This is a genomic window from Mycolicibacterium alvei (assembly GCF_010727325.1).
Lineage (GTDB): Bacteria > Actinomycetota > Actinomycetes > Mycobacteriales > Mycobacteriaceae > Mycobacterium > Mycobacterium alvei.
The window spans coordinates 5631221-5657557 of the sequence record NZ_AP022565.1 but is presented as its reverse complement, the minus strand read 5'-3'; the positions used below and the strand labels follow the sequence as shown (position 1 = coordinate 5657557).

General features: G+C 65.7%; 21 protein-coding genes and 1 tRNA gene. 10 read left to right on the top strand and 12 right to left on the bottom strand.

Annotated features, from left to right (window positions below; translation table 11 throughout):
• Window positions 1–69 precede the first annotated feature (69 nt).
• The 6 genes from ettA to G6N44_RS26995 all read right to left on the bottom strand — a co-directional run bounded on the left by ettA (window position 70) and on the right by G6N44_RS26995 (window position 9987).
• Window positions 70–1743 (bottom strand): energy-dependent translational throttle protein EttA, encoded by a 1674-nt coding sequence (gene ettA / locus G6N44_RS27020; protein WP_163669356.1) that lies wholly within the window; start codon window positions 1741–1743, stop codon window positions 70–72.
• An 86-nt stretch (window positions 1744–1829) separates the two neighbouring features.
• Window positions 1830–2291: a single-stranded DNA-binding protein gene (locus G6N44_RS27015; protein WP_163669355.1), complete on the bottom strand. Its 462-nt coding sequence runs from the start codon at window positions 2289–2291 to the stop codon at window positions 1830–1832.
• Window positions 2292–2460: 169 nt separating this feature from the next.
• A complete protein-coding gene (locus G6N44_RS27010; protein ID WP_163669353.1) occupies window positions 2461–4491 on the bottom strand; it encodes a bifunctional copper resistance protein CopD/cytochrome c oxidase assembly protein in 2031 nt (676 codons plus the stop codon).
• Between the two features lie 41 nt (window positions 4492–4532).
• Window positions 4533–6908, bottom strand: a complete 2376-nt coding sequence (locus G6N44_RS27005) for a glycerol-3-phosphate 1-O-acyltransferase (RefSeq protein WP_163669351.1) — start codon at window positions 6906–6908, stop codon at window positions 4533–4535.
• Entirely contained in the window at window positions 6905–8473 is a 1569-nt protein-coding gene (locus tag G6N44_RS27000) for an HAD-IB family hydrolase/lysophospholipid acyltransferase family protein (RefSeq protein WP_163670420.1), read from the bottom strand. The genes G6N44_RS27005 and G6N44_RS27000 overlap by 4 nt, the downstream gene beginning before the upstream one ends.
• A 44-nt stretch (window positions 8474–8517) precedes the next feature.
• A complete protein-coding gene (locus G6N44_RS26995) occupies window positions 8518–9987 on the bottom strand; it encodes a wax ester/triacylglycerol synthase family O-acyltransferase (protein ID WP_163669348.1) in 1470 nt (489 codons plus the stop codon).
• Window positions 9988–10122: 135 nt separating this feature from the next.
• On the opposite strand from G6N44_RS26995, the gene G6N44_RS26990 reads away from it, so the two are divergent.
• A tRNA-Arg gene (locus tag G6N44_RS26990) sits at window positions 10123–10195 on the top strand.
• Window positions 10196–10302: 107 nt separating this feature from the next.
• Window positions 10303–10791: a universal stress protein gene (locus tag G6N44_RS26985; protein WP_163669345.1), complete on the top strand. Its 489-nt coding sequence runs from the start codon at window positions 10303–10305 to the stop codon at window positions 10789–10791.
• Window positions 10792–10800: 9 nt separating this feature from the next.
• On the opposite strand, the gene G6N44_RS26980 is transcribed toward G6N44_RS26985, so the two are convergent.
• Window positions 10801–11634: an MBL fold metallo-hydrolase gene (locus G6N44_RS26980; protein WP_163669343.1), complete on the bottom strand. Its 834-nt coding sequence runs from the start codon at window positions 11632–11634 to the stop codon at window positions 10801–10803.
• Window positions 11635–11715: 81 nt separating this feature from the next.
• Here G6N44_RS26980 and G6N44_RS26975 point away from each other — a divergent pair, with 81 nt between their 5' ends.
• The 8 genes from G6N44_RS26975 (at window position 11716) to G6N44_RS26940 (ending at window position 21419) form a co-directional block, all read left to right on the top strand.
• A complete protein-coding gene (locus G6N44_RS26975; RefSeq protein ID WP_163669340.1) occupies window positions 11716–12498 on the top strand; it encodes a FadR/GntR family transcriptional regulator in 783 nt (260 codons plus the stop codon).
• A gap of 59 nt (window positions 12499–12557) precedes the next feature.
• The gene (locus tag G6N44_RS26970) at window positions 12558–14165 is read left to right on the top strand and encodes a class I adenylate-forming enzyme family protein (protein WP_163669338.1); all 1608 of its coding nucleotides are present in this window, start codon (window positions 12558–12560) and stop codon (window positions 14163–14165) included.
• Window positions 14152–14925 carry a class II aldolase/adducin family protein gene (locus G6N44_RS26965; protein WP_163669332.1) on the top strand — a complete coding sequence of 258 codons (774 nt, stop codon included), beginning with the start codon at window positions 14152–14154 and terminating at the stop codon, window positions 14923–14925. Before G6N44_RS26970 ends, G6N44_RS26965 begins: the two co-directional genes overlap by 14 nt.
• A 25-nt stretch (window positions 14926–14950) precedes the next feature.
• Window positions 14951–16219, top strand: a complete 1269-nt coding sequence (locus G6N44_RS26960; protein ID WP_163669330.1) for an amidohydrolase family protein — start codon at window positions 14951–14953, stop codon at window positions 16217–16219.
• A gap of 3 nt (window positions 16220–16222) precedes the next feature.
• Window positions 16223–17182 (top strand): D-2-hydroxyacid dehydrogenase family protein, encoded by a 960-nt coding sequence (locus G6N44_RS26955; protein ID WP_179964452.1) that lies wholly within the window; start codon window positions 16223–16225, stop codon window positions 17180–17182.
• 331 nt (window positions 17183–17513) lie between these two features.
• Entirely contained in the window at window positions 17514–17954 is a 441-nt protein-coding gene (locus G6N44_RS26950; protein ID WP_235682893.1) for an MmpS family transport accessory protein, read from the top strand.
• On the top strand, window positions 17954–20830 hold the full coding sequence (locus tag G6N44_RS26945; protein ID WP_163669325.1) for an MMPL/RND family transporter: 2877 nt from the start codon (window positions 17954–17956) through the stop codon (window positions 20828–20830). The genes G6N44_RS26950 and G6N44_RS26945 overlap by 1 nt, the downstream gene beginning before the upstream one ends.
• A gap of 22 nt (window positions 20831–20852) precedes the next feature.
• Window positions 20853–21419, top strand: a complete 567-nt coding sequence (locus G6N44_RS26940) for a TetR/AcrR family transcriptional regulator (protein WP_163669323.1) — start codon at window positions 20853–20855, stop codon at window positions 21417–21419.
• A gap of 17 nt (window positions 21420–21436) precedes the next feature.
• Here the strand turns inward: G6N44_RS26940 and G6N44_RS26935 are convergent, their stop codons facing one another.
• The 5 genes from G6N44_RS26935 to G6N44_RS26915 form a co-directional block, all read right to left on the bottom strand.
• On the bottom strand, window positions 21437–22087 hold the full coding sequence (locus G6N44_RS26935) for a dihydrofolate reductase family protein (RefSeq protein ID WP_163669321.1): 651 nt from the start codon (window positions 22085–22087) through the stop codon (window positions 21437–21439).
• A gap of 77 nt (window positions 22088–22164) precedes the next feature.
• A complete protein-coding gene (gene mbtM, locus G6N44_RS26930) occupies window positions 22165–23730 on the bottom strand; it encodes a long-chain-fatty acid--ACP ligase MbtM (RefSeq protein WP_163669318.1) in 1566 nt (521 codons plus the stop codon).
• The gene (locus G6N44_RS26925; RefSeq protein ID WP_163669317.1) at window positions 23727–23990 is read right to left on the bottom strand and encodes an acyl carrier protein; all 264 of its coding nucleotides are present in this window, start codon (window positions 23988–23990) and stop codon (window positions 23727–23729) included. Before G6N44_RS26925 ends, mbtM begins: the two co-directional genes overlap by 4 nt.
• Before the next feature lie 584 nt (window positions 23991–24574).
• Window positions 24575–25339 (bottom strand): dihydropteroate synthase, encoded by a 765-nt coding sequence (folP, locus tag G6N44_RS26920; protein ID WP_163669316.1) that lies wholly within the window; start codon window positions 25337–25339, stop codon window positions 24575–24577.
• 71 nt (window positions 25340–25410) lie between these two features.
• Window positions 25411–26307 carry a mycobacterial-type methylenetetrahydrofolate reductase gene (locus G6N44_RS26915; RefSeq protein ID WP_163669315.1) on the bottom strand — a complete coding sequence of 299 codons (897 nt, stop codon included), beginning with the start codon at window positions 26305–26307 and terminating at the stop codon, window positions 25411–25413.
• Window positions 26308–26337: the final 30 nt, after the last annotated feature.

Below are 26337 nucleotides of genomic sequence, written 5' to 3'. Positions count from 1 at the left end.
CGGCATCGGTGCGTAGGTGCGACATTAGTAGCGTCACCGAGTCCGCAGCGCCCTTTAACCTGTCACGGGTCAGTCGCGGGTCAGTCTCCGGTGGGTCACCCGGTGTGGACGCGCGGCCTCGGCACCGAGACGCTGAATCTTGTTCTCCTCATAGGCGCCGAAGTTGCCCTCGAACCAGAACCACTTGGCCTCGTTGTCGTCGTCCCCCTCCCACGCCAGAATGTGCGTGCAGGTGCGGTCCAGGAACCAGCGGTCGTGGCTGATCACCACGGCGCAGCCCGGGAACTTCTCAAGCGCATTCTCCAGCGAGGACAGCGTCTCGACGTCGAGGTCGTTGGTCGGCTCGTCGAGCAGGATCAGGTTGCCACCCTCTTTGAGGGTCAGGGCGAGGTTGAGTCGGTTGCGCTCACCGCCGGACAGCACGCCCGCGGGCTTCTGCTGATCCGGTCCCTTGAACCCGAACGCCGACACGTAGGCACGCGACGGAATCTCGTTCTGGCCGACCTCGATGTAGTCCAGACCGTCGGAGACGACCTCCCAGACGTTCTTCTTCGGGTCGATGCCGGCACGGCTCTGGTCGACGTAGCTCAACTTGACGGTCTCGCCGACCTTGACCTCGCCGCTGTCGGGCTGTTCGAGGCCGACGATGGTCTTGAACAGCGTGGTCTTGCCGACGCCGTTGGGGCCGATCACGCCGACGATGCCGTTGCGCGGCAGGGTGAACGACAGGTCCTTGATCAGCGGGCGGCCATCGAAGCCCTTGTCGAGGTGACTCACCTCGACAACGAGGTTGCCCAGCCGCGGCGGTGCCGGGATCTGGATCTCCTCGAAGTCGAGCTTGCGGGTCTTCTCCGCCTCGGCCGCCATCTCCTCGTAGCGGTCCAGACGTGCCTTGTTCTTCGCCTGCCGGGCCTTGGCACCCGAACGCACCCAGGCCAGTTCGTCCTTCAGCCGGCGTTGCAGCTTCTGGTCCTTCTTGCCCTGCACCTCGAGGCGCTCGGCCTTCTTCTCCAGGTAGGTGGAGTAGTTGCCCTCGTAGGGGTAGGCGCGGCCACGGTCGAGCTCCAGGATCCACTCAGCGACGTTGTCGAGGAAGTAGCGATCGTGGGTGACGGCGAGGATCGCACCCTTGTAGTCGGCGAGGTGCTGTTCGAGCCACAACACGCTTTCGGCGTCGAGGTGGTTGGTGGGCTCGTCGAGCAGCAGCAGGTCCGGCTTGGACAGCAGCAGCTTGCACAGTGCGACGCGGCGCTTCTCACCACCGGACAGGTGAGTGACGGGCTCGTCGGGCGGCGGGCAGCGCAGCGCATCCATCGCCTGCTCCAGCTGGGAGTCGATATCCCAGGCGTCGGCGGCGTCCAGCTCCTCCTGGAGCTGGCCCATCTCTTCCATGAGCTCATCGGTGTAGTCGGTGGCCATCAGCTCGGCGACCTCGTTGTACCGGTTGAGCTTGGCCTTGACGGCGACGCCGTCCTCGACGTTCTCCCGGACAGTCTTGGTCTCGTCGAGTACCGGCTCCTGCATCAGGATGCCGACCGTCGCGCCGGGTTGGAGGAAGGCGTCGCCGTTGTTGGGCTGGTCGATGCCGGCCATGATCTTCAGAACGCTCGACTTACCGGCCCCGTTGGGGCCGACGACGCCGATCTTGGCTCCTGGAAGGAAATTCAGGAAGACGTCGTCAAGGATGACCTTGTCGCCGTGCGCCTTACGGACCTTGCGCATCGTATAGATGAAATCGGCCATGCCGTGATGTGCCCTTCTGCAGATTGCGAGTCGATTCAGATCGACGGAAATGCTCGGGGACCATCCTAGGGCGTGGCCGAAATCGGCTAGGCCGACAGTGGTAGCTCACCCTCGTCCGGCCCGGATTCCAGGTCATCCGGGTCGTCGGTCCTCTCGCTGGTCCCGGACTCGGGCGCCGGGCCGGCCGCGGGCCTCGGCAACGGCGCGATCTTGGCGGTGCAGCGGGACAGGTCGGGCCCGACCGCGCTGGCCCGGACCTCGACCGAGGACCGGCGCACACCGTCCTTGTCGTCGTACTCACTCGTGTAGATGTGCCCGACCACCACCACGGCGTCGCCCTTGGTGAGCGAGGCACTCGCACCGGTGACCAGATTTCCCCAGCAGTTGACGGTCACATAGAGCGAATTGCCGTGCTCCCAGTTGCCGTCGGCGGTGCGCCGGCGCGAGTTGCTGGCCATCCGGAATTTGAACAGCTCGTCATCGCCGAACCTCCGCCGAACCGGGTCGGTGATGATGTTGCCCACAATCGTGAACGGGGTTTCGAACATTTTCTGGTTCCTTTCGCTTCATCGATTCCGGCGGCCGGTGCCGAAGCGTCGATCGCCCTACGCAGCCATTGACCGTCGGCACCCCGACAGAAGACCCGCAGCGGACCCGACGCACCCGTCGGCTGTGGATGAAACGCAGGCTGGGGATAGCCCGGACTACCACCGATGGTCAGCGCGGCGGGTTGTCGCGCCGCGCCATCTCGGCGAGCATGGCGTTGTAGGACGCCAGATCGGCGTCGTCATCGCGGTCGGCAGCCCGGTCGAGCCGCTTGGCGGTGCGTTGATCGCTGCGCCGCCACTGGATCAGCAACGCCATCATCACGATGACCAGCGGGACTTCCCCGGCCGCCCAGGCGATGCCGCCACCGAGATGCTGGTCTCCGAGCAGGTCGGTATGCCACGGCAGTTGCAGTGACCGGTAGAAGCTTTCGCCGAGCACGGTCTGCATGCCCATCATCACCACGCCGAAGAACGCGTGCAGCGGAAGTGACGCGAAGACCATCCCGATCTTGACCAGTTGCGGAACGGGCCTCGGGGTCGGGTCCACACCGATCACCACCCAGTAGAAGAGGTAGCCCGACAGCAGGAAGTGCACGTTCATCAGGATGTGCGCGGCGTGGTTGCTGACCGCGGCGTCGAAGATGCCGCCGAAGTACAGGCCGTAGAACCCGACCACGAACAGCACGGTCGCGATGATGGGCTGGGTCAGAAACTGCGACACCCGAGAATGCAGAGCTGCGAGGAGCCATTCCCGGGGGCCGGGTGGAGATCCGCGGCCCACGGCGGGGAGTGCCCGCAACGCCAGGGTGACCGGGGCGCCCAGCACCAGGAGGACGGGTACCAGCATGGACAGCAACATGTGGGCGATCATGTGCATGCTGAACATCGCCGGCATATAGCGGCCGAGCCCCGAGGACGTGGTGAACAGCAGCGCCGCGCAGCCCAACAGCCAGGCGAACGTGCGGCCCACCGGCCAGGCGTCACCGCGCCGGCGCAATCGGTACACCGCGGCCAGATACACCACGGCAGCGATGATCGCCGCCGTCCCGAACAGCAGGTCGAACCGCCAGTCGAACAACACCCGAGCCAGCGTCGGCGGCCCGGCGAAGTCGTATCCGATCGCGACCTCGGTCGCGCTGGGAATCCTCGGCTCCGGCGGCGGTGGGGTACGGCCCAGCCCGACGGCGATGCCGAACGTCACGCCGAACAGCGCAGCCTCGGTCAGCGCCAACCGGATCAGTGGTGTGCGCGCGCCGGGGTCGGTGGCCAGGGCGGTCAGGCTGACCCGGCGCTGTCGCCAACCCAGCACGCCGAGCAGGCTCAGCGCGACGGCCTTGCCGATCAGCAGCCAGCCGTAGTCGGTGCGGACCAGATCGGGCAGCTTGATCCGGACCAATGCGTTGAGTACCCCGCTGATGGCCATGGCGATGAAGCACCACAGCGCCAGTGCCGAGAAGCGTCGCGCGGCCAGCGCGGTGTCGGAGCCGTCGGCCCCGCGTCCGACACGGATGGCGTGGGCCAGGAGCGCCAGCAGTCCTCCGGCCCACAGTGCGCCCGCCACCAGGTGGATGAACAGGCTGTTGGTGGCCAGGTCGTGGGCGCCACCCGACGACGAGTGCCCGGTCAGGACCAGCGGCATCAGGGTGAGCAGGGATCCGGCCAGCAGCACCGGTGTCCACCCCCACCGCAGCACCGGCAGGCTGGCGATGGTGACGCCGGCGGCCAAGATCGCCGTCCAGCGCCAGGCGACGGAGACGTCGACGAGGCTCGCTGCCGACCACACGTCGACCGGGTCGAGGTGATCGAGCACCGGCTGTCCGGACACGTCGGAGATCGTCAACGGAACCAGCAGAGCGGCGCACACCGTCCAGACACCTGAGGCCGTCGTGCCGAGCCGAAGGGCCCGGTAACCGGCCACATCCAGCACCCCGTTGGTCTGCGGTGCCACCAGGAACGCCGCGAACAGGAAGGCCCCTACTGCGACGACGGCGGCGATCTCGCCGGCGGCCCGGACGAACGGCAGGCCGTAGGTGGTAACGGGGCCGGGGTCGGGCAGGCCGGTGGCGGTCAGCGCGTCCGCCAGTGACAACGCGCCGATGCCCGCGGCCACTGCCCCGGCCAGCACGGCCACACCGACCAGCACGGGCCAGGCCGCGCTGTTGCGCACGCTGGATGCGGCCACCCGACCGGCAGAAGTCATGGTCCCAGGGTATGGCGTGGGAGACACCGCACCCTCGTCGCCTAGCCGGATGCGCCTCGCCCAGCGCGGCGCTGCTGCTCCCGGAGGGAGAACTGCTCACGCGCGATCTCGTCGACCTTGTCCATATCCGCGATGATCCCGCGCAGTTCGTCCCGGAAGGCATCGCGACGCTCTTGCAGATTCGGCCCATTGGACAGCAGGTTCTGATCAGCCGCCACCTGCCGCGCGGTGGCGAACAGCAGCGCCGAGACCGACTCGTTGCTGCCCACCCGCCCCTGGGCGACGTACTGACGCCCGACGCCGAGCGCCCGCTTGGTCAGATCCCGCTCCCTGATCTCGGCCGGTGCATCGCGCAGCACGTCGGCGACGATCCCGTAGGCCTCGAAGAACGGCCGCAGCATCGCGCCCGCCAACATCGGCCGTTTGAGACGCAGCATCTGACAGATGTCGTCGCCTCCGCGGGAAACCTGCGCTTCCCAGCCTCCGGCCGCTCGTCCCTCTGGCGTGCGGTCGTACCACGACAGCTCTTCGGCGACGTTGTCGCGGAAGGCCGCCGAATCGGCGAAATAGAAATCGAACTTGAGCAGATCACGCAGCCGCATCGCCTGGTCCCAGAACACCTGCAGCGGGTCGTCGGCGGCGCGGGCAGCATGGGCCAGGGCCAGTTCGACGATGGAGGTCTCCTGGAAGGCGTGGATCAGTGAGTTGCGGTAGAACGCCGCTTCCAGCTCGTCCTCGGGGGCGATTCGCCACACCGGTTCGCGCCCACTGTCCACCAGCGTCACCGGGTGCCCGCCGGAGAGGGCGTCGACGGCTGAGCGCACTCCCTCGGCGGTCCGCAGCCGCAGCGCACTGTTGGTGGTCGGGGTGTTCTTGCGTTCCAGGTAGTCCAGCGAGTCCTGCAGCGTGTGGTGCAGCTGATCGAGGGTCAGCGCGACGCCACGCGCGCCCAGCAACAGCGCCGACACCAGGTTGGTGGCGTTGACCGGCGTGACCCGCAGAATCCGCCAGGCCACCTCGAACGCCATCTTCTGCATCGCCAGGCGTTTGGCGGCCTCGTCGTGGGCCATCTCGCCGCCGGGCTCACCGAGGTGCTCACGCATCGAAACCGCTTCGGGGAAGCGGACATAGATCTTGCCGTAGTTGCGTTCGCCCTGTGCCTTGATGAAGTGGTACAGCCAGCTCAGGCCCTCGGGTGTCTTCTCGCCGCCGCGAGCGTATGCGGCGTACTCGGCCGTCTCGTGCAGCTGGTCGAAGCTGATCGACACGGGCTGCAACAGGATGTCATCGCTGCGGCCGTCGAGGTAGGCGTTGGCGACGTAGGCAAGCAGTCCGAGCTTGGGCGGCAACATCTTTCCGGTCCGTGAGCGGGTGCCCTCGATGGACCAGTTCAAGTTGAACCGCTTCTCCACGATGTAGCCGACGTATTGCCGCAGCACGTACTTGTACAGCGGGTCATCGAGTTTGCGACGCAGGAAGATGACGCCCGAATGCCGGAACAACGGACCCATCAGGCCGAACGACAAGTTGATCCCGGCGAACGTGTACACCGGAGGAAGCCGGTTCTCCTGCATGGCCACCGGGACGATGACCCCGTCGAGATAGGACCGGTGCGAGAACAGCAGCACCGCCGGATGTTGCTCCAGCGCATGACGCATCGACTCGATCTCGGAGCGTTCGTAGTCGATACGCGGATCGAACCCACGGCTGAAGATGGCCCGGCCCATGGTCGGGATCAGGTCCACCGAGAAGCGGCTCCATCCCGTGGAGAGCTCATCGAGCATCTCACCGGCCTTCTCCACCGTCGCCCCGGGAATCTGTTCCAGGCCTTGCCGGAATCGTGCCGAGTCCAACATCTCGGGCTTGACCAGCCGCGGCGATTTGTACTCGGGGCCGAGCAGGCGGAGCTCCACCCGCTCGATCGCCAGTACCGCCCGGCGAAGAACGAATCGGGCGAACTCCCTGGAGTTTTCGGCGACCGTGGTCTCGCTCCACTGCTGGCGTAGTTCCGACACCTTGGCCGGTTCACCGGCCACGACCCGCGCGCGCGTCGGGTCCTTGCGCAGAATGCGTCGCTGCAGGATCTCCGGCGGGCGGTAGGTGTCGCGGCCCGAGATCAACCCGACCACCTTCAACCGGGTGGGCAGCCCGGCGGGCACCCAGAACACGCGGACCGGAACAACCAAGCGGTCCTCGTCGGCCTCCAGTTCTTCGACCAGTCGGGCCACCACCCCCGGCGCCGGTTCGTCGGTGGCCGGCAACTGCAGCACCTCGACCGTGGAGTCGGGATGATCGTGCCGCTGCGCCTTGAGCCAGTCGTTGAGCAGTTCCAGTTCGGCCGGCGAGGACACCGACGCGAGCACCAGCGCGTCGTCGGTGGTGCTGAAGCTGGCGAAATCGTCGATTCCCCCGGTCACGGTCGGCCCTTCGGGGTCGACTTGGGGGCAGCCTTTTTCGCCGGCGCCTTCTTGGCCTGCGCCTTCTTCGCTGCCGGGCGCGGAGCGGTCTTTTCAGCGGGCGGGCGGGCGTAGATGTCGAACGTGGGCAACTCGTCCTGCGGCCAGGATCTGAGGGTGTCGAGGTACATCTGGCGGACCTCGGCGATGCGGTCGGTGAGGTTGTCGACGGTCCAGTCGTCCACCGGTATCGGCGGATAGACCGCGACGTCTACTTTGCCCGGGTTGAACGTGCTGGAATCGCGAGCCGCGATCACCTCGGCGTTGCGGATCACGATGGGCACGATCGGAATGCCTGCGGCCATGGCGATGCGGAAGGGGCCCTTCTTGAACGGGCCGACCTCGGTGGTGTCCAGGCGGGTGCCCTCGGGGGCGATCAAGATCGACAAGCCTTTGCGAGCAAGCTCTTCCACCTTGTGCAGGCCTTCGACGGCCTTCTCCGGGTCGTCGCGGTCGATGAACGCCGCATCCATCACCTTCCCGAGCGGACCCATCAACGGGTTGCGTTCCAGTTCTTTCTTCCCGACCCCGGTGAAGTCCACCCCGACCAACCGGCCGGCGATCATCGGGTCGGCCTGGTTGCGGTGATTGAAGATGAACACCGCGGGGCGTTGCGCGGTCAGGTTCTCCTCGCCGAGGATGTTGAGCTCGATGCCCGTGGTGAGCATCAGCAGCTTGCTCCAGTTCGAGGTGAAGAAGTTGACCCCGGTGCGCTTGTTGCGGGTCAACAACCCGAGTCCGATCGCGCCGGCCGCCACCGTCGGGATGGTCGCCAGGCTGGCCAGCGTGCGCAGGTGCGAGACGGGACTGCTGCCGCTGCGGCTGCTGAACTTCAGCACCGGCCAGCCGCGCTTGGCGGCAACGGCGGCCAACTTGCCGGCCGGATTCGTCGGCCGCGGATTGCCCACCAGGTACATCAGCGCGACGTCCTCGTCGCCGTCGGCGTAGAAGTAGCTCTTGGCCAGGTCCACCCCGTTGGCCGCCGAGAAGTTCTGCACCGCACGGGCTTTGCCCGGACCCCAGATCACCGGGCTCATCACTTCGCCGGTGATCAGGCCGTCCTCGTCGGTCTCGAACTTGTTGCACAGCACGTTGTCGATGCCGAGAAAGCGTGCCACCGGCTCCACTTGCACCGTCAGCGCCGAGGAGCTCAGCACCACGGTGTGGCCTCGGGCCATGTGGGCACGGACCATCGCACGCATCTCCGGGTACATGCGGCCCTGCACGTGCTGGACGAACAGCCTCTCACCCAACTCGTCGAGATCGCTGAGCGAGTTGCCCCGAAGCATCCGGGCGCCCTTGCCGATCAGATCCTCGAACTCCGACCGCCCCAGCTGGTGGTTGAGCCCGGCCTGCACCATCCCGATGAACTCGCCGACACCCATCTGGCCGCGGCGCAACCGGTCTCTGGTCATGATCACCCCGGTGAATCCGGCCACCAGGGTTCCGTCCAGGTCGAAGAACGCGCCGATCTCCGGGCCTTCCGGGCTACCCTCGATCTCGGCCAGGGTGCCGGGCAGCCGCATCTGCCTGGTTCCACGGGGCGTCGGGGGCACTGAATCGTTCGAAGTCATTGTGCAGCACTCCCGTTGGTCGCCGAGGTGTCGGTGCTGAACGAAGCCGGCTCTGCCCGGCCGTCGCCGCCGAGCGCCAGCACTTCGTCGAATCCGGCCAGCAGGCACCGGGCGAACAGCTCCTCGTCGGCGATGGCAGCCCGGTCGTAGCGGGCGGTGACGGTGATGTATCCGCCCCTCGAGATCAGCACCACCATCATCGCGACCCCGGGCAGCGGGCCTATTCCATAGTGGCGCAAGATCTTTGCCCCGGCGATGAAGGTGTCCCCGGGCCAGACCGGGACATTGCTGGCCTGCACGTCGGAGTTCACCACCGAACCGGCGACGGACTCCAGCACGGCGTCGGGCAGCAGGCTCAGCACGGGAGCGATCGAGCCGACCACGTCGATGGCACGCTCCTCGCGCTTGCTCGTCATCTGCGACCGGACGGCCTTGATCCGGGTTTCCGGGTCCACGATTCCCACGGGTGCGGCGAGGTTGACGCCGGCGAAGCGATTGCCGCCGGCCGGGTCGTCGTCGGACCGCAGGTTGACCGGCACCGCCATCGGCAACGTCTCGATCGAGATGCCTTTGGCTTCGTGGTAGAGCCGCAGTGCCCCGCACAGCCCGGCCAGATAGGCGTCGTTGATCGAGCCGCCGGCGGCCTTCGCCGCCCGGTGCAGGTCGGAGAACGGAATGTCGATGGCCTCCGAGCGCGACGACAGGCTCCGGCGGCGCAACAGCGGCGACGGATGAGCGGCCGGCCCCATCACCCGGGCACCGGACATCGCGTAGCCGACCACACCGTTGACCGCGGATACCGGATCGCGCACCACCTTGGTCACCGTCCGGGCCGCTTGCCCGAGCGCGCCGAGCACACCCCCGGCAATCGATCCGGGGAGCCGGCTGATGCCCTCCCGCATCAGGTCGTTGGGCGAGAGGTCCTGCGGAATGGGCAGTGGCGCCAAGGCAGTCGGTTCGGGATCGCGTTCGAGGTCATAGATGTTGGCGAACATCTCGACCATGCCGACACCGTCGGACACCGCGTGGCTCAGGTGCAGGATGGTCGCCGCGCGCCCATCGGCCAGCCCTTCGACCAGGGTGGCATTCCACAGCGGCCGGGTGATGTCCATCGGCGACTGCAGAGCCACCTCGGCCAGATCGAACACGTCGCGCACCGTCCCCGGCGCAGGCACCCGAACCCGCCGCACGTGGTAGTCGAGGTTGAAGTCAGGATCGATGACCCAGCGCGGGGCGGCCGTGGGCAGGGTCGGCATCACCACCTTCTGACGCAACCGCAGCACCTTGCGCGACGCGTAGTCCAGACGGGCCCGGAAACGCTCCCAATCCGGTGTGGTGTCGAGAATCTCCACGCCCAGGATCCCAGAACGGGTGCGCGGGTTTGCTTCTCCCCGATGCAGCAGCTGATCGACTGCGCTCAGCTCTTGGGGCAGTCCGGCCGCGTCCAACTCCGGCACGTCGCTCATAACGTGGTCCCTCTCCCCTCCCCGGCCACCAGTGCAGCGTCCACGCTAGTCCGCCTCCGGCCCCGTGGGTCCGCTTTGCCGGTGACACGGTATGCGTGGTGTTGGGCACAGGCACGATAGAATCTGCGGGCGTTGGCCTCCGTAGCTCAGTGGATAGAGCAGCCGCCTTCTAAGCGGCTGGTCGCAGGTTCGATCCCTGCCGGGGGCGCTTTCGTGTTGTGGGACCTCGGTTGATGATTGACGTTTCCAGGCCGGGCCAGACCCAAAAAGCACTAAGGTCCTGTTTGTCCTGGTAGCCGACAGTTCGGAGACGACATGAGCAACTATCGGACGATCGTCGTCGGGACCGACGGTTCCGATTCCTCGCTGCGAGCCGTCGACCGCGCCGCCATGTTCGCCGCGAACGAGCACGCGAAGCTGATCATCGCGAGCGCCCATCAACCCGTGGCCGAAAAGGGCGGTTGGTCGCGACCACCGTCGCCCGACCATGTGGTCGACCCCCGAGCCGCCGACAGCCTCAAGAGCGAGGGCTACAAGATGCACGGGGCGGCCCCCGTCTACGAGATCCTTCAGGTCGCACGCGATCGGGCGAAAGCCGCCGGAGCCGAGGACATCGACGAGAAGGCGATCGAGGGTGCACCGGTCGATGCGCTCGTGAAGCTGGCCACCGACCGCAAGGCGGATCTGATCGTCGTCGGTGACATCGGGTTGGACTCGGTCGCCGGGCGCCTGTTGGGCTCGGTGCCTGCCACCATCGCCCGTCGAGTGGATATCGACATCCTCATCGTCCACACGGCGAACTAGGACCCACCGCTACATCGGCACCCACATCAGCCGGTCGTCATCGGCGACGATCTTGCCCGCGGTCGGTGCCGCGAAGTGGGTGCCGAACAAGATGGCCTGCTCGTCGACGACGCGTTGCAGCAGTGCGTCACGGGTCGCGGCGGCCCCGGTCGCGTCTTCGTCGGGAAGCGCCTGCACATCCGGATGCGTGATCTGGATCGGATGATGGATCACGTCGCCGCTGATCACCGCCACCTCGCCACCGGATTCGATCCGCAGCGCGACATGCCCCGGCGTGTGACCGGGGGTCGACAGCAGCCCGATCTCGTCGGTGATCGTGTGGTCCACCTCGACCAACCGCAGGACATCATGTGAGACAAGCGGTTCGACGGTCTCATCGGCGGCGCGGTTGGGTGCCGAGGACTGCCGCCAGGAGGAGTATTCGTCGGCGGTGAGTAGATATGTCGCATTGGGATAGGTGGGCAGCCAAACGCCGTCGCGCAAGGTCGTGTTGCGCCCGGCATGGTCGAGGTGCAGGTGGGTGCAGACGACGGTGGTGACATCGTCGGGGGTGAATCCGGCCGTGGCCAGCGACTGCCGGTACTGGTCGGGGTCCATCGGAATCTGATACGGCAGATCGTGGCCTTCGCCGAAACAGCAGTCGACCACGACGAGCTCGTCACCGGATTCGACGAAGAAGGACTGGATCGCCACCAGGAGATTGCCGGAGTCGTCGACGTAATCCGGGTGCAACCAGCTCGGGAGTTCGGGCGGCAGACCGCGAAATATCCGGTCCGGCCGGGTCGGCACCACCGTCTCCAGGACGGCATGGATCGTCAATGCGCCGATGGCCCACTTCTGCATGGCTCACCTTATGAGACAAATCATTTGGATACAAGCACCCACGTGACCTCCGGACGGCCGGTCATCTGGCACACTCGACGCGTGGCGCAGCCAAACGTCCGATTCCAGCGACTTGCCGAGCAGGTCGCCGACCAGTTGCGGCGCCGAATCCTCACCGGAGAATTGCCCGACGGCAGCATCCTCCCCAAGGAGGACGAACTTCTCGTCGAATACCCGATCAGCAAGCCGTCTCTGCGCGAGGCGATGCGCATCCTCGAAGCCGAGGGCCTGTTGACGGTGCGGCGCGGAAAGCTCGGCGGTGCGGTGGTCCACCGACCCGACGCCGCAAACCTCGCCTACACAATGGGGCTGGTACTGGGCGCCGGTCAGGTCGGACTCGCCGACGTGGGTACGGCACTGCTGCAGGTCGAACCGGCATGCGCCGCACTCTGCGCCCAGCGCCCGGACCGCAAACGTACCGTCGTCCCCATTCTCCGTGAACTACATGAAGAATCGGTCCGATCGGTATCGGATCTGCTGCAGGCGACCTCGGCGAGCCGGCGGTACCACGAAGCGCTGGTGCGCCACTGTGGGAACGAGACCATGATCATCCTGGCGGGCGCCTTGGAGGCGTTGTGGTCCGCTCACGAGCAAAACTGGTCGGCCCAGGTTACGGATCACTCGACGGTGCCCGTCGAAGAACGTCGAGCAGTCCTGGAAGATCACCGGCAGGTGATCGACGCAATCGACGTGGGCGACGCGCAGCGGGCCCGCGATCTTGCCGCGGCGCATCTGGTCAACGCCCAGCAGTACCCCGGCGTCGAGGGCGTCGTCGACCCGACGATGGTGCGCACCTGGACCCAGTCCGGCCCGCGGCGACCGTGAGCTCCCAGCGACAATGCTGTGACCGTTGACACAGATTCTTATTTTCATATGATTTGGTGATGAAGGCTGGCGACGTCGCCCCCGCTGCAGACGCAGCCCACTACCGCGCGGCCGGATGGTGGTCCGACCGCACCCTCTCGCAGACCGTGCGCGAGCACGCCCTCACCCATCCCGACAAGCCGGCCTATATCGACTACCCCGCCACCACATTCACCTGGAGCGAGTTCGACTGCGCCGCATCGCTACTCGCCGCCCAGCTGGCCGGCCTGGGCATCGCCCCCGGCGACCGCATCGCGGTATGGCACGGCGACACCGCGGCCATCCACGTGTTGTTCGTGGCGATCGAGCGGTGCGGCGCCGTCGTAGTCGGGATCGGCGCCCGCGCCGGGACCCGCGAGGCCACCCAGATCCTGCAGACCACCGCACCGCGCCTACTGATCAGTGATGCGGCGCGCCAGGTGGAGGCTCGATCGGTGGCGTCGGGACTGACTCCTGAGATCAGCGCACTGGTGTTGGACGGTTTGTCCCTCGACACCGACACCCCGCCGCGACCACCGGCCGCGGGCGTCGGAGCCGACGACGTCTTCCTGATCAACTCCACCTCGGGCACCACGGGCCTTCCCAAATGCGTTGTGCACACTCAGAACCGATGGCACTACTTCCATCAGCAGGCGGTAGCCAACGGTGCCCTGACATCCGAGGACGTCTTCCTGCCGGTCATCCCCGCTCCGTTCGGGTTCGGCATCTGGACCGCCCACACCACCCCGATCTACCTCGGCGTCACCACGGTCCTGCTGGAAAAGTTCGACGCGGCGGCCGCGTGTGAGGCGATCGCCCGCCACCGGGTCAGCGTGTTGTGCTGTGTCAGTACTCAATTGATGATGATCATGGCCGACTGGGCGTCGCGTGAGCACGACCTGAGCTCGCTGCGCGTGGTGTTCACCGGAGGTGAGGCGCTGCCGTATCAGCGGGCCGCCGATTTCGAGGAGCTCACCGGCGCCACCATCCTGCAGTTCTACGGCTCCAACGAAACGGGCCTACTCAGCGGAACGACACTGCACGATTCGCGGGAGCGCAGGTTGCGTACCGCCGGACGCCTGGTACCTGAGATGACGGTCCGCCTGTTCGACGGCGATGACGACGTGACCTCGACGGGTCGTGGCCAACCGGCCTGCCGCGGACCGGCCACCAGCCTGGGTTATCTCGGCGGCGTAGACCACGACAAGCTGTACACGCCCGACGGTTGGATGCGGATGGGCGACGTCTGCGAGGTCGACGCCGAGGGCTACCTGTCGGTCACCGGTCGCACCTCGGACTTCATCGTGCGCGGCGGCAAGAACATCAGTGCGGGCGAGGTCGAGGATGCGGTGACAACACATCCCGCCGTCGCCGTTGCAGCCGCGGTGGCCATGCCCGATCCGGTCTTCGGGGAGAAGGTCTGCGTCTACATAGAGCCGGTAGCACCGGTAGCGCCCGAAAACGATGAAGCCATCGACCTGCCGGGGCTCGTCGAACACCTCCTGGCCCAGGGAATGTCGAAAGAGCTCCTTCCCGAGAAGATCATCGTGCTCGATGAGCTGCCCAGATCGTCAGGCGGGAAGATCGCCAAAGGCCAACTCCGCGAGGATATCCGGATTCGATTGGGAGACAGCTATGAGCGTCGGTGAGGTGCGCCAGGGCGGGCTGAAAGTGTGGTCGCCGTCGGTTACCCCACCGATCGGCGTCGACCTGACCGAGGAACAGGCGCTGGCCGTGGCGTTCCGGCACCTGGCGTCCATCGGCTTCGCCGAGAACATGGCCGGCCACATCACCTGGCAGCCCGAGGGCCGCACCGAGATGCTGGTCAACCCATGGGGGCTGTGGTGGCAGGAGCTCACCGCATCCGACATCTGCGTGGTCGACGAGAATGCGCACGTCGTGCGGGGCCGGTGGGACGTCACCCCGGCCATCCACATCCACACCGAACTGCACCGCATGCGTGACGACGCCCGCGTCGTCATCCACAACCATCCCTACTACGTGAGCCTCATCGCGGCATTGGGAAAGTTGCCCGACCTGGTGCACCAGACCGGGTCGCTGTTCCTCGACGACATGCGCTTCGTCGAAACCTATGACGGGGAGGTCGATTCGGCACCGCGGGCCCGTGAGCTCGCCGAGCGGATCGGCGACGCCAACCTCACCATTCTGGCCAACCACGGAGTCATCACCACGGGAGGCACCGTGGCCGAGGCCGTGTACCGGGCCGCCTCGATCGATCGGGTCTGCAAGCTGGCCTATCAGGTGATGCTCACCGGGCAGCAGCCGACCGAGATGAACCGCTCCGACATGTACGGCATGAAGGCCTCACTCATCGAGCGCGCGGCCGATGTGTACTGGGCCGGAGCGGCCCGCATGACCATCAAAGCCGACCCTGAAGTCTTGAACTAAGACCTGTCACTAGGAGATTCAGCCCATGAAGTCCATCGACGAACTCGCCGGCAATCTCGACTTCACCACCGCACAGCAGGGGGCCGAACGCACGGTGACGTTTCTGCCCGATCCGCAGCGAGCCGAACGCCTCTACACCGTAATCTCGGTCGACGATCACATCGTCGAGCCGCCGGACACCTTCACCGACCGCGTACCTCGTAAGTTCGCCGACCGCGCCCCGAAGGTCGTCGACACCGAGAACGGCGGCCAGACGTGGATGTATGACGGGCAGTCACTTCCCAACGTGGGTTTCAACGCCGTGGTCGGCCGCCCCGTGTCCGAATACGGTTTCGAGCCGGCGCGGTTCGACGAGATGCGCCGCGGGGCCTGGGACATTCATGAGCGCGTCAAGGATATGGATCTCAACGGCGTGTACGCGTCACTCAACTTCCCGTCGTTCCTGCCCGGGTTCGCCGGCCAGCGACTGCAGAAGGTGACCAAGGACCGGGACCTGGCGATGGCCGCGGTACGGGCCTGGAACGACTGGCACCTGGAAGCGTGGGCCGGATCCTATCCCGACCGGATCATCCCGTGTCAGCTGCCGTGGCTGCTCGACCCCGACGTCGGCGCCCAGATGATCTATGAGAACGCCGAACGCGGGTTCCATGCCGTGACATTCAGCGAGAACCCGGCCATGCTCGGGCTGCCGACCATCCACTCCGGGTACTGGGAGCCGATGATGGCGGCGTGCGCCGATACGGGCACGGTGGTCAACCTGCATATCGGCTCCTCGGGTTCGGCGCCGTCCACCACCGATGATGCTCCGCCGGACGTGCAGGGTGTGCTGTTCTTCGCCTACGCCATCACCGCCGCGGTCGACTGGCTGTACTCGGGCCTGCCCAGCCGGTACCCGGACCTCAAGATCTGCCTGTCCGAGGGTGGAATCGGTTGGGTGGCAGGGCTACTCGATCGGCTCGATCACATGCTCAGCTACCACGAGATGTACGGAACCTGGAAGGCGCTGGGCGAAACCCTCTCCCCCGCTGAAGTGTTCGCCAGGAACTTCTGGTTCTGTGCGGTCGAGGATCAGTCCTCGTTCGTCCAGCACGAACGGATCGGCACCGGCAACATCCTGCTCGAGGCCGATTACCCGCACTGTGACTCGACCTGGCCGCATACCCAGCGCACCATTCACGAACAGATCCAGGGCCTGCCCGCAGAGGTGATCCGGAAGATCACCTGGGAGAACGCATCCCAGCTCTATCAACATCCGGTGCCGCTGGCTGTGCAGAACGATCCGAATGCCTTCTGAGCGATGACCTCGCCGCTGCGGATTGCCGTCCTCGACGATTACCAGGGAATCGCCGACACCGTCGACTGGTCACCGATTCCCCGATCTGCCCAGGTCACCTCATTGCGCGACCACATCGCACCCGGTCCAGCACTGGTCGAGAGGCTGGCGGGGCACGAGGTCGTGGTCGCGATGCGCGAACGTACGCCTGTCGATGCGACGTTGCTCGCCCAACTGCCTGCCCTGAAACTGCTCGTGACGACCGGACCCTTCAATGCCGCCATCGACGTCGCCGCGGCACATAGGCTCGGAATCACCGTGTCGGGCACCGGCGGCGCCATCACCCCCACCGTCGAACACACCTGGGCGCTGATCCTCGGACTGCAGCGCCACCTGGTCATCGAGGATCAGCGCATCCGCACCGGGCTGTGGCAGAGCACCGTCGGCGGCGACCTGCACGGGGCGACCCTGGGCCTGGTCGGGGTGGGCCGGATCGGGAGCCGGGTGGCCGCGATCGGCACGGCGTTCGGCATGAACGTCATCGCGTGGAGCCCCAATCTCACCGACGAGCGGGCCGCCAAAGCCGGTGTCACACGGGTGGATCGGGATACCCTGTTCGCCGATGCCGACGTGGTGTCGCTGCACATGGTTCTCGCCGAGGCGACCCGCGGCCTGATAGGCCACGCCGAACTCGACGCGATGAAGCCGTCGGCGATCCTGGTGAACACCTCGCGCGGTGGCCTCATCGACGAGACCGCGCTGATCGAGGCGCTGCGCGACAACCGGATTCGCGGTGCGGCCCTCGATGTCTACCTGCAGGAGCCTTTGCCCCCGGGACACCCGGTGGCTGCCCTGCCCAACACGCTGCTGACCCCGCACCTCGGCTACGTCACCGAGGGTGTCATGACGATCTTCTACCGCGATATCGTCGAGGACATCGCCGCCTACTGCTCAGGGTCCCCGCTGCGTCTGCTCACCGCGTAGCGTCGTCTCAAGTCGCCACCGGCTGATGGCGAAATCGGGAGGCGGGCGCATTCTCGGTTGTGGCGGCAAACCGGGCACCCCGTCGACCAGCATCCGGAGCAGCCGGCCGCGAAGCCCAATCTCGTTATCTGTGACCAGATCTCGGAGGCAGCGCGTGCTACCGACTGCTTCGAGGGGGGCTAAAAATTCCGTTTGGGAAGCAAATGTGAGGTATATCAAAATTCCTTAATGGAACGTGGAAGATCCACTAAGGGCCTGTTACGTTCTGCCGATCAAACGCGGTCGGATGGGGTTCCGTCGGCGTCCGCCGAACCGGAGAGGTGGATTTGCCGTGGCTGCGGTATATCGGCTTGCGAAACGTTTCTGGATTCCCCTGGTGCTCGTGGCGGCGCTGACCGTCAGCGGTCTCGCGATGAACCGGATGCACGGGATCTTCGGCACGCACATCAACACCGACCCGGGACAGTCCGCCGGTGACGACATCGTGGAGTTCAACCCAAAGCGCGTCGTCTACGAGATCGACGGCCCCAGCGGCGCCAGCGGCCATGTCAGCTACCTGGATGCCGATGCCCAACCCCACACCGAGAGTTTCAGCTCGCTGCCGTGGCGGCACGAGGTGGTCACCACCCTGCCGACGGTGTTCGCCAACGTGGTTGCCCAAGGAGATAGCGAAGTGATCACCTGCCGGATCGTCGTCAACGGCGAAGTCCGCGACCAACAGACCGTGAACCAGCATGATGCACAGGCCTTCTGCTTGGACAAGGCCGCCTGATGGGCAACCACGCGCACAACGGCACCGAACTCAAGGGCCCCGACCGCAACGGCATCGCCCGCGTCATCCGCGTCGCCTCGATCCCGATCATCCTGGCGTGGGTGGTGCTCGTCATCGTCCTGAACGCCCTCGTCCCGCAACTCGAGGTCGTCGGCCACGAGCACGCCGTCTCACTGTCACCGCAGGACGCGCCGGCACTGGTGGCGATGAAGAAGATCGGCGAGCGCTTCGATCAATTCGACTCGGACACGATCGCGATGGTGGTGCTGGAGGGCGACGAGCCCCTGGGCACCGAAGCCCATCACTATTACGATGAGTTGGTCCGCACGCTGCAGGCCGACACCGAACACGTCCAGCACGTGCAGAACTACTGGGGCGACCTGATCACCGCAGCGGGCTCCCAGAGCACCGACGGCAAGGCCGCCTATGTTCAGGTCAACCTCGCGGGCAACCAGGGCGAGACGCTGGCCAACGAATCGGTTGCCGCAGTCCGCAAGATCATCGACGACTCGCACCCGCCCGCGGGCGTGAAAGCCTATGTCACCGGCCAAGGTCCGCTCACCACGGATATGAACGAAGCCGGCGACAAGAGCATGATCACGATCACCTTCGTCACGATCGCCGTGATCGCGGTGATGCTGATCGTCGTTTACCGGTCGCTCGCGACGATGTTGCTGATGCTCATCGTGGTGCTTCTGGAGATGTCGGCGGCGCGGGGTGTGGTGGCCGCTATCGGCAACGCCGGCCTGCTCGGCTTGTCGACGTTCTCAGTGAGCCTGTTGACCTCGTTGGCCATCGCGGCCGGAACCGACTATGCCATCTTCCTGGTCGGCCGATATCAGGAGGCGCGGCAGAAGGGTCAGGAACGAGAAGACGCCTACTACACCGCATTTCATGGCGTCGGGCACGTCATCCTCGGCTCCGGTCTCACAGTTGCCGGCGCCATGCTCTGCCTGCATTTCACCCGGTTGAACTACTTCAGTTCGATGGGTGTGCCGAGTGCCATCGGCATGTCCGTCGTGGTGCTCGCCTCACTCACACTTGCGCCGGCGATGCTGGTGGTCGGCAGTCGGTTCGGCCTACTCGATGCCAAGCGCGAGATCCGTTCGCGCGGTTGGCGCCGGCTCGGCACCTCGGTGGTGCGCTGGCCGGTTCCGATTCTCGCCGCGGCCATCGCGTTCGCGCTCATCGGCCTGCTGGCCCTGCCCGGCTACCAGACCTCGTACAACGAGCGGCTCTACATCCCCAAGGATCTGCCGTCCAACGTCGGATATGCAGCCGCCGAACGACATTTCACGTCCGCTCGGATGAATCCCGATCTGCTGCTCGTGGATGCGGGACGGGATCTGCGCAACCCGGCCGACATGATCGTGCTGGACAAGATCGCCAGGGAACTGATCCGGGTGCCCGGCATCGCCCGCGTACAGAGCATCACCCGCCCGCTGGGCCGCCCCATCGCGCACAGCTCGGTGCCCTTCCAGGTGAGTATGCAATCGGTGTCGATGACCGAGAACCTGCAGTTCCTGCGGGAGCGAATGGGCGACATGAATACGCTCACCGACGATCTCGGCCGGATGATCACGATCATGGAGAACATGCTGGGCCTGATGAACCGGATGACCGGCATCACCCACGAGCTCACCTCAAGCATGAACGACATGCAGGCCAGCACCAACGAAATGCGGGATCACATGGCTGATTTCGATGATTTCATGCGGCCGATGCGGAACTATCTGTATTGGGAGCCGCACTGCTACGACATCCCGATGTGCCAGTCCATGCGCTCGCTGTTCGACGGGCTCGACGGCATCGACACCATGACCGAGACCCTCGCGGAATCGGTGAAGAACATGAACGAGATGGATCAGCTGATGCCGCAGTTGGTGGCGCAGCTGCCACCGTTGATCGCCATCTCGAAGTCCATGCAGGGCACGATGAAGACGATGTTCAGCACGTTCAACGGGCTGGTCGACCAGATCGCCAAGATGACCGACACGGCATCGGTGATGGGCCAGGCGTTCGACGACGCCCGTAACGACGACTCGTTCTACCTGCCGCCGGAGGCCTTTGACAACCCCGACTTCAAACGCGGGCTGGACCTGATGGTCTCGCCGGACGGTCAGGCCGCTCAGTTCATCATCACCCACGACGTGGATCCGGCTACCTCCGAAGGTATTTCGCACGTCGACCCGCTCCTGAAGACGGCCCGCGAGGCGATCAAGACGACGCCGCTCGCCGACGCCAAGATCTACCTCGGCGGCACCGCGGCCACGTACAAGGACATCCAGGTCGGCGCCCAGTGGGATCTGCTGATCTCGGCCTGCGGCGCGATCACATTGATCTTCATCGTGATGCTGTTGATCACCCGTGCCCTGATCGCGTCTTTCGTCATCGTCGGCACCGTGATCCTCTCCCTGGCAGCATCGTTCGGCCTGTCGGTCCTGGTGTGGCAGTACCTGCTGGGAATCGATCTGCACTGGATGACGCTTGCGTTCTCGGTCATCATCCTGCTGGCGGTCGGATCGGACTACAACCTGCTGGTGGTCTCGCGGATGAAGGAAGAGGTCAGCGCGGGCATCAACACCGGCATCATCCGGGCCATGGGCGCCACCGGCGGCGTGGTCACCGCAGCCGGCCTCGTCTTCGCGTTCACGATGGCCTCCATGGCCACGAGTGACCTGATCGCGATCGGCCAGGGCGGCACGACCATCGGCCTGGGTCTGCTGTTCGACACCCTCGTCGTGCGTTCGCTGATGACTCCCACGATCGCCGCGATCCTGGGCCGGTGGTTCTGGTGGCCGCTGCCGATCCGGCAACGTCCGGCACGCAACCTGTCGGACCGGACAGCGCCGATACCGGTAGCAAGACCCTCGTGACATCCGTCGATACCATCGACGGATGACCACAGGCGAGCTCTCGGGCACTCAGGCGCGCACCCGCGGGGCCATCATCGAGGCCGCCGCCGCCGTCCTGGCCGACGACCGGACCGCCACCTTGCCCGATATCGCCAAGGCGGCCGGCGTCGGGCGCACCACCGTGCACCGCTACTTCCCCGACCGGGAATCCCTGATCAACGCGACGATTATCGACTCGGTACAGGTCGTGGCCGGCGCCGTGGCCGCTGCCGCGCCAGAGGACGGCTGCGCGATCGAGGCGATGCGGCGCGTCATCAACGCGATGATCTCGGTCGGTAACCGGCTGCTGTTTCTTTTCGACGACCCCACCGTTCTTCGTGGGCTGCCACCGGAGGCGGTGCCTGACAACAGCTATCTGACCAGCCTGATCGAACGCGGCCAGGCCGAAGGCGTGTTCGATCCAGAATCGAGCACACAATGGCTCGAACACGCGCTCTATGGTCTGGTGATGTGGGCCTGCCAGGACTCCAAGGACGGCCTCATGCCGCAGCACGCGGCCGCCCCTGCCGTCATCCGCACGTTCGAGCGCGGGGTGCGTTGCCGGGACTGACGCACGACCCGCCTGGCTCAGCGTCGCCAGAACAGGTGATGGGTGACCGCGCCGCCCGGGCTCGGGACCACCTCATGGTGGAAGCGGTCGTTCAGCTCGTCCGGTGACTCCCAGAGGCGCGAACCACTGCCCAGCTCGGCCGGGGCCACCGCCACATGCAGGGTGTCGACCAGACCGGCGTCCAGGAACTCCCGGATGGTGCTCGCTCCCCCGCCCAACCGCACATCCTTGCCCTGCGCAGCGGCCCGGGCCTGTTCGAGCACAGTTGCCGGATCGGCGTCGACGAAATGGAAGGTCGTGTCGGACAGGGTGAACGACGGCCGCTCATGATGGGTCATGACAAACACCGGGGTGTGGAACGGCGGTTCCTCACCCCACCAGCCCTGCCAGTCGGCGTGATCCTGCCACGGGCCGCGGTACGGACTGAACTTGTTGCGGCCCATGATCTCGGCACCGATGTTGTGGTGGAAGTCGCGGGTGAGGTAGTCGTCGAGTCCACGACTACCACCCGGCTCGGTGCGGTTGGGCCAGCTGGCCGTTGCGCCCACCCAGGCGAAAATCTCGCCCGGGTCGGCATGACCGAACGGACGCTCAAAACTCTGGTTCTCGCCGGCCCCGAAACCGTCGCTGGAGACGTTGAAGTTCTGGACTTTGAGCAGCTGGGTCACGCGTTTCTCCCGTTTCGTCAACAATGGATGCTGATAGGACTCGGGATGAGGGTAAAACTCATCGCGCCCGGCGTGCGCTACCGCGCCGCCTCCAGTTGACGACGGACCTCCAGTCGCCGGAGTTTTCCTGACGACGTGCGTGGCAACGACCCCGGCGACATCAGCACGACGTCGGCGGGCGTCACGCCGCACACCGACACGATTCGCCGGATTACGGCACTGCGAGTGGCGTCCTGCTCGGTGCCGATGAACTCAGCTGCCACCAGGAGCCGTGATTGCGCGGCACCGGATTCCGTACCGACAGCGACGACCGCTCCCTCACGCACGCCGTCCACCTCACCGACTACCTGCTCGATCTCCGTGGGGAAGATATTGCGTCCGGCGATCGTGATGATCTCCTTGGAGCGCCCACAGATCACCAGCGCACCGTCGACCAGATAGCCGATGTCACCCGTCGGGAACCACTCACCGCTCGTACCCGCGTCGACGGGTGCATCCCCCAGGTAGGACGTCATCATCGACGAGCCCCGGATCTCGACTTCGCCGACGGCAGCGGACTCGTCGTGCGAAGACGGGACGATGCGGATCTCCATGCCCGATACCGGACGACCCAGCAGCGCATAGCGCCGGTCCTCGTCCGCAGCGTCCGGAATGTCGATGCGCAGGCCTTCGCCCGGAGCGGGAATGGTTACCGCGCAGGTCGATTCGGCCATCCCGTAGGACGGTGTCATCGCTGCGGCGTCGAACCCGAACCTGCTCATGCCGATGGCAAAGCGATCGACACCGGCACAGTCGACGGGCTCACCCCCGTTGATCGCGATCCGCACCGCGCCGAGATCGACGTCGGATATGCGGTTCGCGAATCGACCGAGCACCGAGTAGCCGAAATTCGGTCCGGCAGTGAGGGTTGCGCCGGATTCGGACAGCCAATCGGCCCACCGCAGCGGGGCAGCCGAGAACGCGCCCGTCGGCGCCAGCCACAACGACCCGCCGGACATCGTCGATGTCAGCACCATGGCCAGGCCCATGTCGTGGTAGATCGGCAACCACGAGCACCCGACATCGTTGTGGCCCAGCGACAATCGCTGGGTGACGGCCAGAATGTTGTTCAGCACGGCTTCCGGACGTAGCACCGCAGTGCGCGGAGAACCGGTGGATCCAGCTGTGCCCTGCAGGATGGCCACGTCGGCACTGTCGGGATACCGCTGCTGGCCCGAGGTCGAGGTGCGCGCCGCATCAGCGATATCGCTCACCGTCAACGACATGCCTTCATCCCGCAGCAGCTCCAGGGTGACGCCGTAGCTGAACACCGTGGTCACACCGATTCTGCTGAACCGGGATAGCGTGGCTCGCGCCCACTCCGACGGATCGGCGCCCCGCTGGGGCCGCGGCAGGATCGGTACCCCGGCGCCCGCCAGCCACGAACCCTGAATGGCGGCAATCAGTTCCACCGTCGGCTCGCCGACCAGTCCAACCGCGCCGGGCTGGTCCCGGCTCAGAAGGTAGGCCGCGACTTGCTCGGCGATGCCGTGCACCTCGGGCCATGGGCGACGCTGCCAGGTGTCGGTGTCGCGGTCCAGAACCACCAGGTCGTGCGGTGAGCCGACCATCGCCGCCCGCAAGGCGCCGGCGAGCGGGTTCATGCCCCGCTCCTGAGGTCGATCACCGACTGCAGATCACCCACAGTACGGCAGGTGATGAGGTCTTCCTCGCTGAGCTGTACACCGAATTTCTCTTCGATCGTCACCAGGCCGACGGCGAACGAGACCGAATCCATCCCGAGGTCCTCGACGAGACGGGTATTGGCACTGAGTGATTGACATGGCAGTTCGAGATCGTCACGAAGAATCGAGACCAGCCCCTCGGACACGGCGGGCGTTGCGGGTGAATCGGTAGCGGTCATATCTGTATATCGGCGGGTCGATGAGACCCAGCCTCACCTTTCGTTTCCAGTACGGGATCGGTTGATTGCATTGGAACCGACTGTCAGCCAGTCACCTTGTCCTGCAACACTTCATCGCACGGCACATGCCCATCCCCCTTTGTCCGGCGCAGGCCGGGGTGCACCACCCATATGTGTGCGCCACGCCCGGATCCGCAGCCTCCTCAGATCAGCGAGGGTGAGACTAACCAAAACTCTCCCGATGATGGGGCTTCCCTTTCGGTACGCAGGCTGAGGCCAAATCCGACTCACAACAACCGTTGATATTCGGAGCGGTTCCAAATGCCCAGTACAACAGCGTTTCTCGCGCAGCCTTCGGGCACCGCGGGCTGCAGACCAGGACGGCCGCGCTTCGATGTGCGGAAGACGGCAGCTGCGACGCAATCGAGTCACGTCCGCGAACGCTACTGCGAAGCAGGCGGGGTGGTTGTGGTCGACTTTCTCCGTCGGCGGCTCGTCTCAGCCAATTCTGCACCGCCACAGCAACACCAGACGTGAGCTATCCCACACTCCGCGGCTCACCTGTTGATACCTGGGGTCCGACCTCATGGTCCCGGCGGTGGTCCCCAGATCGCCTGAAGCATCGCAATGGTGTCCAGCGTCTCGGCGACATCGTGCACCCGGATGACGTCGACGCCCGCCGACCACGCCGGCGCAACCACGGCCAGAGACCCAGCCAATCGGTCATCGACTGTGCGTCCAGTGATACTGCCGATGAATGATTTTCGGCTCACTCCGAGCAACACCGGGAAACCCTGATCGCAGAGCTCCGGTAGTCGGCGCAGCAACTCCAGGTTGTCCTGGGGGGATTTTCCGAATCCGATGCCCGGGTCGATCCAGACCGGCCCGGCACCGCCGGTGGCGGCCGCCTGCGCGACGCTGGTGACGTAGCACGCCACCTCACCGACCACGTCCTCGTACTCCGGGAATACTCCGGCGAGGACGGGCACCGTCTGGGAGTGCACGCTGACATATCCGACACCCAGCCGCCCTGCCAGATCGTAGAGTTTGCCCGAGACATCGTTGATGATGCCGGCGCCGGCTCGGACAGCCTCCTCGGCCACTTCACGGTTGCGCGTATCCACGGAGACCGTGCCCAGGTGTGCGAGCCCACCGACGACGGGTAGCACTCGAGCGAGTTCCTGGTCGACGGATACCGGCACAGCGCCGGGCCGGGTGGATTCTCCACCGATGTCGACCGCCCACGCCCCGGCGTCGAACATGCGTCGTCCAGCCGCAACCGCCAGTGCGCTGACATCAAATCTGCTGTCGGCCCAAAAAGAATCCGGTGTCGCGTTCAACACCCCCATGACCCGCATTTGAGTGGGCCGGAGACGCGCCGATGCTGCGCCGCGACGGTGGTAGTTCATCTGTGGTCCACTCAGGGCGCCGGTGCGGGTGACCAGTAGTCCAGCATCTCGGCGAAGGTCTCGAAAGCGGGCCGGGAAACACCGTATGGCGCCTCGAAATGCAGGCTGAGGGGGTACCCGAGGTCGGCCACTCCATCAATGACCCGCTTGTAGAGGTCAACGAGCCGTCGCCGCTTGTCGGCGGGTTCACCCGCGGCCAGGGATTTCACGAAAGCCTGCTCCTGCGCGACGGTTTCATTTCCCGGGTCTTGGATCAGCCAGTCGATGAGCCCCACGTTCGTTTCCAGCTTCGGCACAAAGCCGAATGACAGCAGGACCTCGGGCCTGTGGTCACTTTCCTGCGCGAACCGACGCAGGAAACCGACCACCGCATCTGAATAGAGCAACTGGGTCATCGCGAAGGTGGCGCCTTTGTCGCATTTGAACGAGAAACGGCCCTGCTCTGCGTCACGGGTGGGGATCAGGATCACCCCGCGGTTCTCGACGAGGCCGTCGAATTTCGACAAGGCGTCGGTCGGTGCGATGCCGGAGCCTTCGCCGTCGCTCATCGTGCGTGGCACACCCACGAAGGTCACGCCGTCAAATCCCGCTCCGCGGAGGTTGGTCAGCCGGCTGCGCAATGACGTCTCGTCGGAAAAGGAGGTGACCTGGGTGCACAGCCCACGCACCCCGGGAAGCTGGGGCGCAATGATCGACCAGTAGTCGAGGACGTCCATCTTCGATTTCATCTCGATGGGTCGGTCGTCGTCTTCGGCGATCATCGCCGGGATCATGACGTGGCCGAGGTGTTTTCCCACAGCGCTGCCCGCGGCGAGTCGCGCCACCTTCTGCGCTTCCTCCAATGCGTGGTCTGCTCCGCGATCGAGGTTGGGCGGCACCAACTCGAGCGCGACGGTGTTCAGGGACACAGGTACCTCCATAGGCGACGGCGAATCTTC